Annotated in this window: 10 protein-coding genes and 1 pseudogene; 3 read left to right on the forward strand and 8 right to left on the reverse strand. The window is 31.8% G+C overall.

From position 1 onward, the window contains the following. The 3 genes from J7M77_RS00190 to J7M77_RS00200 all read right to left on the reverse strand — a co-directional run. On the reverse strand, nt 1-217 hold a 217-nt coding region (locus J7M77_RS00190), incomplete at its 3' end, for an ATP-binding cassette domain-containing protein (protein ID WP_296874833.1). 2 nt (nt 218-219) lie between these two features. Beyond that, nucleotides 220-591 (reverse strand): GntR family transcriptional regulator, encoded by a 372-nt coding sequence (locus tag J7M77_RS00195; RefSeq protein ID WP_296874835.1) that lies wholly within the window; start codon nt 589-591, stop codon nt 220-222. Between the two features lie 94 nt (nt 592-685). Next, nucleotides 686-2674, reverse strand: coding sequence for an FAD-dependent oxidoreductase (locus J7M77_RS00200; RefSeq protein ID WP_296874837.1), 1989 nt, complete (start codon nt 2672-2674; stop codon nt 686-688). A 118-nt stretch (nt 2675-2792) separates the two neighbouring features. On the opposite strand from J7M77_RS00200, the gene J7M77_RS00205 reads away from it, so the two are divergent. Both J7M77_RS00205 and J7M77_RS00210 read left to right on the forward strand, forming a co-directional pair. After that, nucleotides 2793-3383, forward strand: coding sequence for a TetR/AcrR family transcriptional regulator (locus J7M77_RS00205; RefSeq protein ID WP_296874839.1), 591 nt, complete (start codon nt 2793-2795; stop codon nt 3381-3383). Then, nucleotides 3368-4444 (forward strand): metallophosphoesterase, encoded by a 1077-nt coding sequence (locus J7M77_RS00210; protein ID WP_296874841.1) that lies wholly within the window; start codon nt 3368-3370, stop codon nt 4442-4444. The genes J7M77_RS00205 and J7M77_RS00210 overlap by 16 nt, the downstream gene beginning before the upstream one ends. Nucleotides 4445-4456: 12 nt before the next feature. Here the strand turns inward: J7M77_RS00210 and bioD are convergent, their stop codons facing one another. From bioD to J7M77_RS00230, 4 genes are read right to left on the reverse strand one after another with little or no spacing between them, the layout of a single operon-like run. After that, complete coding sequence (gene bioD, locus J7M77_RS00215; protein ID WP_296874843.1) at nt 4457-5152, reverse strand: dethiobiotin synthase; 696 nt, start codon at nt 5150-5152, stop codon at nt 4457-4459. Continuing rightward, a complete protein-coding gene (gene bioB, locus J7M77_RS00220) occupies nt 5145-6116 on the reverse strand; it encodes a biotin synthase BioB (RefSeq protein ID WP_296874845.1) in 972 nt (323 codons plus the stop codon). Before bioB ends, bioD begins: the two co-directional genes overlap by 8 nt. 2 nt (nt 6117-6118) lie before the next feature. Continuing rightward, the gene (locus J7M77_RS00225; RefSeq protein ID WP_296874847.1) at nt 6119-6670 is read right to left on the reverse strand and encodes a biotin transporter BioY; all 552 of its coding nucleotides are present in this window, start codon (nt 6668-6670) and stop codon (nt 6119-6121) included. A gap of 8 nt (nt 6671-6678) precedes the next feature. After that, nucleotides 6679-7641, reverse strand: coding sequence for a biotin--[acetyl-CoA-carboxylase] ligase (locus J7M77_RS00230; protein ID WP_296874849.1), 963 nt, complete (start codon nt 7639-7641; stop codon nt 6679-6681). Nucleotides 7642-7797: 156 nt separating this feature from the next. Between J7M77_RS00230 and J7M77_RS00235 the strand changes: the two genes are divergently transcribed. Further along, complete coding sequence (locus tag J7M77_RS00235) at nt 7798-8901, forward strand: hypothetical protein (RefSeq protein WP_296874851.1); 1104 nt, start codon at nt 7798-7800, stop codon at nt 8899-8901. 5 nt (nt 8902-8906) lie between these two features. Here the strand turns inward: J7M77_RS00235 and J7M77_RS00240 are convergent. Then, nucleotides 8907-9156, reverse strand: a pseudogene (locus tag J7M77_RS00240) (hypothetical protein); the annotation flags it as partial.

Consider the following 9156-nt stretch of genomic DNA (forward strand, 5'->3'; position numbering starts at 1 on the left):
ATTGTTTATCTTCATTAGTTAAAAGATTGATATTTTTATTAAAAATGGAAATATCACCACTATCTATTTTAACTAAACCTAAAATAGCCTTAAAAGTTGTTGTTTTCCCCGAACCATTTTGACCAATTAAGCCAGTGATTGTTCCTGGTTTGACTGTTAGGGAACAGTTTAAGGTAAATTGGGGATATTTTTTTGTTAAGTTAGTAATTTCAAGCATAATCATTCCTCCAAAATAAGTTCAAATAAAGCTGTTAATTCTTGCTTGCTAAAGCCATAGTGACGAGCTTTTTGGATAACTGTTTCTAAATCTTTTTCAATTTCTTTTTTTTGCTCTTCTAAAAATATTTCTTGATTAATGGTTTTTACATAAGTACCTTTACCATGAACAGTAGTTGTAAAACCATCTTGTTCCAAAATGTCATAGGCCTTTTTGACAGTTAAAGCACTTATTTTTAGTTCTTTAGACAAAGCACGAACCGAGGGCAAAATATCATTTTCTTTTAAACTGCCATTAATAATTGCGGTTTTGATTTGATCGATAATTTGCTCATAAATAGGAATCATCGATGTGTTGTTAATTATTATTTGCATAACTACCTCCTATCTATAAACAGTATATAACAGTATATAACTGTTGTCAACTGTTATATACTGTTATATAAAAAAACAAGACCGAAGTCTTGTTTTATAAATTTCGAGCAACTTCATAACTATCCCAAATAGCACCACGGATATTACGAACATCACGACTATCACCAACATTAAATACTTCTGGATAGTCATATTTAATTTGATCATACAAAGTATGATTGCTTCGATAACCAACAGCTAGGATAACTTGGTTACAGTTAATTATTTCATCAGTTAAAGTAACGCTATCTGGTTTGATGGCAGTAACACATTGATTAGCTTTGATTTTTACATCATGGAAAGCCAATAAATCACGTAACATAAATTCATTCATTGGTGGAAGTGGGGCACCAGATTTTAAAATATCTGGTAATGCTTCAACAATAGTTACATTTTTACCTTGTTTAGCTAAATGAAGCGCTAATTCACAACCAACTAAACCGCCACCAATAACAACGATATTATTTTCAGCTGGTACTTTTTCTAACATTACATCCTGGGCTAAAGCAGCATTTTCAACTCCGTCGATCTTAGGAACAACTGGTGATGAACCTTCACTTACAAAGATAGCATCAGGATTCATTTTTTCTAGCATTTCCTTAGTTGCCTTAGTATTTAACTTAACATTGACACCTAATTCTTCTAATTCAGTTGCATACCATTTAATTAAATCACGATCATCTTCTTTAAAATCTGGTACACCAGCTATTCTTAATGCGCCACCTAAAGAATCGTTGGCTTCAATCAAAGTAACATCATGACCGCGAATTGCACTAACTCGAGCGGCTTCCATACCACCAGGACCACCACCGACAACTACAACTTTCTTTTTAGTTTCCGCTTTTTTGATGCCAACTAATGATTCCCGACCACATTCAGGATTAACCGCACAGCTGCCAAGACCATGCTGTAATAAACGACCAAAGCAGCCATCATGACACCCTAGACAAGGACGAATGTTTTTAGCTTTATTAGTTTTTAATTTATTAACATAATCAGGATCAGTTAATAACGGACGACCTAAACCAACTGCATCGATGATACCATCGTTTAAAGCTTGAACTGCCATTTGTGGATCATCCATTCTTCCCGCTACCATTACCGGTACTTTACTTGCACCTTGAATTTGTTTGGCTAATGGTAAATACATTCCTTTATTAAAATACATTGGTGGATGAGCCCAGTACCAAGAATCATAAGTTCCCGCATCAGCATCAAATGCATCATAACCTGCTTCTTGAAGAATTTTTATAGCTTCGATAGCTTCATCAACATCACGACCTAATTCTTCAAATTCTTCACCTGGTAAACCGCCTTGACGTAATGCTTTAATATAACTTTTAATTGAAAAACGTAAAACAACTGGGAAATCTTGTCCACATTTGTTTTTAATTTCTTGAACAATTTCAATAGCAAAAGTCAAACGGCCTTTCAAATCCCCACCATATTTATCAGTTCTTTGATTAAATAAACTCATTGTAAAGCAATCTAATAAATAGCCTTCATGCACGGCATGAATTTCTACTCCATCAAAACCAGATTCTTTAGCCACTAAAGCGGCACTACCAAAATCTTTTACGATCTTTTCAATTTCCTCGGTTTTTAATTCTCGACATTCTACATTTGGCAACCAGCGATTAGTTGTTTTACTTGGGGCAACAAAATCACTTGGAGCAACGAAGTTAGGCAAAGCACTTCTTCCAAGTCCTGCTGTTAATTGTAAAAAGATCTTAGTATCATAAGCATGAACTCGATCAGTCATTTCCCGAGCCATTTTAGTATATAAAATTGGTAATTTATTAGGGCAAGGGAATGATGATGGTGCATGCGGTTCAATATCATTATCAACCCAGTTAGCACCTGTGATGATCAAGCCAACCCCACCTTTAGCTCTTTCAACATAATAATCAATACTTTGTGGTGTATAACATTGATTTTCATCGGTCATGACAATAGTTGCCATTGGTGCCATGAAAAACTTGTTTTTGATTTCCACATTACCAATTTTCATTGGTTCAAACAACGGTTTAAATACATCTTCCATATAATTTCCTCCTCAAATATAAAAATATGAACTTGTTCATATTAAAATGATAGCACTTACAACTTGTCATTTCAAGTATATCCATGTAAAATAAAGCTAATTATAATTGGAGGGTTCAATGAAAGATACAGGAAAACAAACAAGAGCAAAAATAATTCAAACGATTGAGGATTTAGTAGCAAAAAAGTCTCTCGATCAAATTTCAATTCGGGAAATTTGCCAAAAAGCCAATATTGCTGTAGGAACCTTTTACATTTACTTTTCTAGTAAAGAAGCAGCTTTGTTATATGTATATCATCAATTAGATGAACAATTTGAAGAATTAATATTGGATCAACAGCCATCTGATAACATTAAGACTATTTTAATTACCTATTATAATATGACTAAGTTAGAACCGCTACCAGTATATCGAACTTTATACTGTTGTCATTTAAGCTATTATGATGATTATTATTTTGATGAAAAACGACCAGTGTTTGTAGTTTTAAATCATGAAATATTAAAATTAGTCAATAATAAACAGGTAGCTAAAGAAATAACCTGGTTAGTCTTAGATTTTTGTCGGGGTCGGATTTTTAATTTTTTAATTAAATATCAAGATGATGTTGATAGCTGGATTGATGAGCAATTGCAGCTTACGATGAATTACTTAAAGTTTTTAATTAATGATAAAACATCAGGAGGGAAAATATGTATCAATATTTAGGGTTGATTGCGATTATTCCCGGGGTAATCTATTTTACTTATTTCATTAACCGTTTTTTACGTAATATATTGAATATTCATACCGTGCCGATCGTAGTTTTTACGATTGGATTAGTTGTACTGGTAATTTCATTTCCAGCGATAAATGTTTTAAATCTTTATGGTACGATTTATTATCATATTTTAGTAATTACATTAATTTTAGAGTTGTTTAATTTTGCTTTAAAGCGATATTTTGTTTATCGTTTTGCTTTTACAAGTGGAATCTTAACTCTATTGGTAACACTCTTAGTTTTAGGGTATGGTTATTATAATATTAAAAATGTTGTAATGACTAAATATTCATTGACTAGTGATAAAATTGATCATTTAAAAATTGTCGAAATTGCGGATTTGCATATGTCAACATCAATGAATGTCAAGGAACTAACCAAACATTGTGATCAAATAAGTAAAGAAGATGCTGATATTATTGTTTTAACTGGCGATATTTTTGATGAAAATACACCGTATCAAGATATGATCGATGCTAGTAAGATTCTGGGAAAGTTAAAAAATAAACTGGGAATTTATTATGTTTATGGTAATCACGAACGAGCTAATTATCAAGGAATTGAATTTACAGTTGAACAAATCGAAGCTAATTTAGAAGCTAATGGAATTACGGTTTTAAATGATGAAGTAGTCTGTTTAGAGCAGGTTAATTTAATTGGTCGTAAAGATGCTAGTTTCTGGGGTACAAGTGAAAGATTAGATACAGCAGATTTAATGGCAATGATTCCTAAAGAAAAGCAAAATAATTATACGATTATTTTAGATCATCAGCCATTAGATTTAGAAGTTAACGCCAAATTAAATATCGACTTGCAACTATCAGGACACACTCATGGTGGGCAGTTGTTTCCAATGCGTTTTTTTCAATCACTTACATCTGATACTTTAATTTATGGTCAAAGAAAGATTGATAATTTTGTGGCAATTACTACTAGTGGGATTGCCGGGTGGCGGTATCCGATTAAAACCGGTGCTAAAAGTGAATATGTTGTTATTGAAATTAATTAAAAATCAGAAGCGTTAAACTTCTGATTTTTTATATAAAGCTATTAATTTATCAAGGTCAAGATCTAAATCGGTATCGTTGTCTTTAACCGTTGCAACAACTTTGACGTTAGTGAATTTTTCACACATTTTTAAATTATCCTCATGCATGATATTACCAGGCTGAAAATGATTAAAAATAATTCCGTTGACATTAATATTAAGGCTATTTAGATAACTGATTGTTAGACAGGTGGCATTAATGGTTCCTAAACTGGCATCACTGATTAATAAGCAGTCAAAATCACCAGCTTTAATAATATCAGTTAACCAGATTTTTGTTTCATCATCACGAATGGGGCAAATAATTCCTCCAGAACCTTCCATTGTAATATAATCATAGTTTGGATAAAGAGCTTCAAGTCCGGTTAAAACAGTGTCTAGTTCAACTGGATTTCCCTCTAATTTAGCAGCTAAATGAGGCGATAATGCCTGCTTATAGAGATAAGGACACATAGAATCAAGGGACTGGTCAATTTTAGAAACATTTTTGACAAAACTACAGTCACCAGGGATAAGCTGTTTATTTTGATCATATTCATTACCACTGGCAGCTGCTTTATAATAAGCAGCTTTGTAACCATGATCGTGTAATTTTTTTAAAATCAACCCGGTTATATAGGTTTTACCGACATCTGTGTTTGTTCCAATAATAAATAATTTTTTACTCATTACAATAAGCCACCTTAAATCCTAATTCATCAATTAATTGAAGATCGGTTTCCACGCTAATTCCAGCTGTTGTAAGCATATCTTCGGTTATTGTTGCATTCGCACCAGAGGTAAAACAGCTTTTTCCCTTATCATCCATTAAACCACGTCCACCGGCTAATCTAATCGCACTATCGGGAAGAAGGAAACGATAAGTAGCTACGATGCGACACATTTCTTCATTTGTGAGGGGAATGTTATCTTGAAGTGGAGTACCGCTAATAGGATTAAGCATATTAACCGGAACACTTTTGATTTCCAGTTCTCTAAGAGCCAAAGCTAGATCTATACGATCTTCTTTGCTTTCACCTAGCCCCATGATTCCACCGCTACAAACAAATAATCCTTCTTTTTGGGCCGCTTTGATGGCCTTGACTTTATCTTCAAAGGTATGCGTAGTACAAATATTTGCAAAATTATTAGGGGCGGTTTCTAAATTATTGTGAATTCTTGTTAATCCGGCATTTTTTAATTTACGATATTGATTTTCGTTTAATAAGCCTAAAGAAGCACAAATAGAAATAGTTGACCGTTTTTTTATTTCTTTAATCGCTAGACAAACTTGATCGATTTCTTGATCATTTAGGCGTTTACCTGATGTTACAATTGAAAAACGTAAAATCCCTTGTTGATCTGATTTTATTGCTTCATCAATGATTATTTGATTAGATAGCAAGGGATAACATTCAATCTTAGCGCGATTGAAACTTGATTGACTGCAAAACTTACAGTTTTCACTGCAATGACCGTTTTTAGCATTGATGATCGTACAAAGATCAAATTTGTTAGCACAAAAGTGTTCTCTTATTTCGTTGGCTGCGTTAGTTAACTTAGATAGTGGCTGATCATATAATTTTAAAGCTTCATTACGAGTTAAACGTTTACCGGCAAGAACTTTATTTTTTAGTTTGGTTACATAGTCCATTATTAAAATCCTTTCTTTTTAATAATAGGAATTAATCGTTTTCCTAAAATAGCACCAACGATACATAAGAAAATATCACCTGGAACACAAAGTAAAAAACAATATAGGAATAATGGCCAAAGTCCAATTGGTGTCCCTAAATAAAAATTACAAATAAGATAATAATAAATCATTCCTAATAAATAAACGACCATTAATCCCGCTAAGTTACTATAAAGCAATTGTTTAAAACTAAGTTCCTTGCTTGCAAGAACACCAGTAACATAAGCCCCAAAAGCAAAACCAATCAAGTAGCCAAAAGTAGGCTGAAAAATATAACCTAGACCGCCACCATTGATAAAGATCGGTAAACCTAGTAAACCAAAGATAACGTATAAACTAACAACAATAAAGCCTCGTTTAGGACCTAATAATAACCCCGCTAGCATTGTAAATAAATATTGTAAAGTAAAAGGTAAAACCGGAATAGGAATTTTAATAAATGCGCCAATAGCAATCAGGGCAACAAAGAAAGCTGAAATAATCATATTTTTGGTTTTATTTGATGTTGTCATAATTTCTCCTATAATTTAATACTAATTTCGCCTGCTTTAAGTGTTTCAATTTTGCCATCAGGGTATTTTACAACCAAATGACAATTATCATTGATTTTTAAAGCAGTAGCTAATCGTGTAGAATTGTTTTTTTGAATCGTAATTTTTTTGCCAATGATAAAACTGCGGTTACGATATTTGTCTAAGTAATTATCATTGGTTTGATAATATTGCATAAACTGGTTTAAAAAGCTGGCAATTAAACGATTTTTAGCATCATTATGAACCTGATTAAACACACTTCCCGCAATATCTTGTAATTCAATTGGGAATCCCTCTTGAGGAGGATAGACATTTAAGCCAATTCCTAATATGGCATATTCTAATAAGCCGTTTTCTAAACTATAAACAGCCTCCGTTAAAATACCGCTAACTTTTTTACCATCAATAAAAATATCATTGACCCATTTGATTTTAGCTTGTTTATTGGAATTAGATTCAATTGCTTCACAAGCAGCAACAGCGGCTATCGTGGTAAAAGTACTAGCTAGCTTAGGATCTTGTGGCCGTAAAATAATACTCATATAAATCCCGGTTTGTTCAGGCGAAAAGAAATTACGCCCCAGGCGTCCTTTACCGTTATCTTGACCATTTGCAATGATGACATACCCCTCTTTAGCTCCTTCTAGAGCCATTTGTCTTGCTATGGTATTAGTAGAATTAACTTTTTTATGGATTTCAAATTGCAGGTTTGAACAAATCGGCAATAGGTATTTTTGGATTCCCTGAAGGGAAATGATATCATTTCCAACACTAAGGCAATAGCCTTTATTGGTGATAGCATCAATTTGATAACCATCTTTTCGTAAGCTGTTTATTGCTTTCCAAATAGATGTTCTGGAAATTTTTAATTTTCTAGCGAGCTGTTCACCAGAGTAATAAATACCTTTATTGTTTTCTAAAAGAGTTAATATTTTTTCTTTTGTTGTCATAACCATTCCTCCCTAAGTCATGGTAGCATAGGAAAAATATTATCGTCAACTTAAAAGTAGTTTTAGGGTAACAATTATTTTAGTGAAATAATGGAATTTAAGGAAAAGTATTGTAAAGATTAGAAAAATTACTATGATTTAAATGAGGTGAATGTAATGGAAATAGTAAAGAAGGTAATTAGAAGGCAACAGATTATTTGTCTTGTTTGTAGTTTTATTATTGCCCTGATAACTTATGATACATATCAAAATCGTATTTATTATGATGTTAATTTAGATACTTGGGTTTCGTATTTTGGTTATTTTTCTGGTAAATTGATTATTTTTATTGGTGCTATATGTATTTTAATTGTAATTTATTTTGGCATATTTAAAAAGAATAAAAATGATCAATTACTCAAAGCTTTTCCTTTAAAAGAAAGTGCAAATCTTTCCAATCAGGCTAAACAGATCTTTTATCGATATAAACTAAGTCAAACATTAATTGTTAATAGTTTAGTAGTTTTATTGGTATATGCTTTGTTTAAGTTTTATATTTGCAATGATATTCATATTTTTGATCAAATAAGTTATCGCTGGATAAATCAAGGTAATGATAGTATTTTATGGATGCCATTAATAATTTTGATTTTGCTGCTGGTAGAAGCGCTATTATTAAATTATAGTAATCTTAAATTAATTAAGGATTATCGTGAAAAAGATCAATTATTACTAGAGGTATTATATTTATTATTACATTTAAATCGTGGCAGCAGTAATCGACTTTTACCGTCATTAATTTTAAGTTTTGCTTCTGGGGGAATCGGGCTGCATGAAGAAACAGCGATTTTACAGTTATTAGAAAAAATGAATCAATTATTTTCTAAAAAAATCGAGCGAAATATTAATCTTAAACTAATTTATTATTTTGATTGCTATGTCTTGGCTTATAATTGTAATTTAAAAGAAGCTAGTAACTATCGGCACAGTGTTGAAGCAATTTTAAATGGTAATAAAAAAATTGGTAAAAAGTTAAACTGTGATTATATCAAGATAAGATTAAAAGCAGATGATTTGTTGTTAGGAGAAGATTATCAAGGAATCATTGAGCTGATCGAAGGGAATCAGGCGAGTTTAAAAGAATATTATCGAAGTCTGTATTTTCAATATTTATTATATCTAAGTTATCAACATGTAAACGATGATAAAGCTAATCTTATTTATAATCAATTAGAAAGCAATCCTAGATTTAAAGAATATATCAAAAAAGATGTAACTTAATGTGGTTACATCTTTTTAGCTGATTTTTGTTGATGATTAGTAACTGCCAACAAAACAATTCCCACCGAAATCATGATAAAAGCAATGATAAAACCATAAACATAAGAACCAAAGAAATCATAAATATAGCCAACCATTGATAAAGACACAGCCGCTCCGAAATTAGAAGCAAAAGAGACACTTGGGAATGCGTTAGCGTAATTTTCAACTTGGAAAAAATATTTGGTTAGTAATGGTAAACTAACTGCTCCTAAA

The sequence above is a fragment of the Thomasclavelia sp. genome, assembly GCF_017889095.1.
Taxonomy (GTDB): Bacteria; Bacillota_I; Bacilli_A; order Erysipelotrichales; family Coprobacillaceae; genus Thomasclavelia.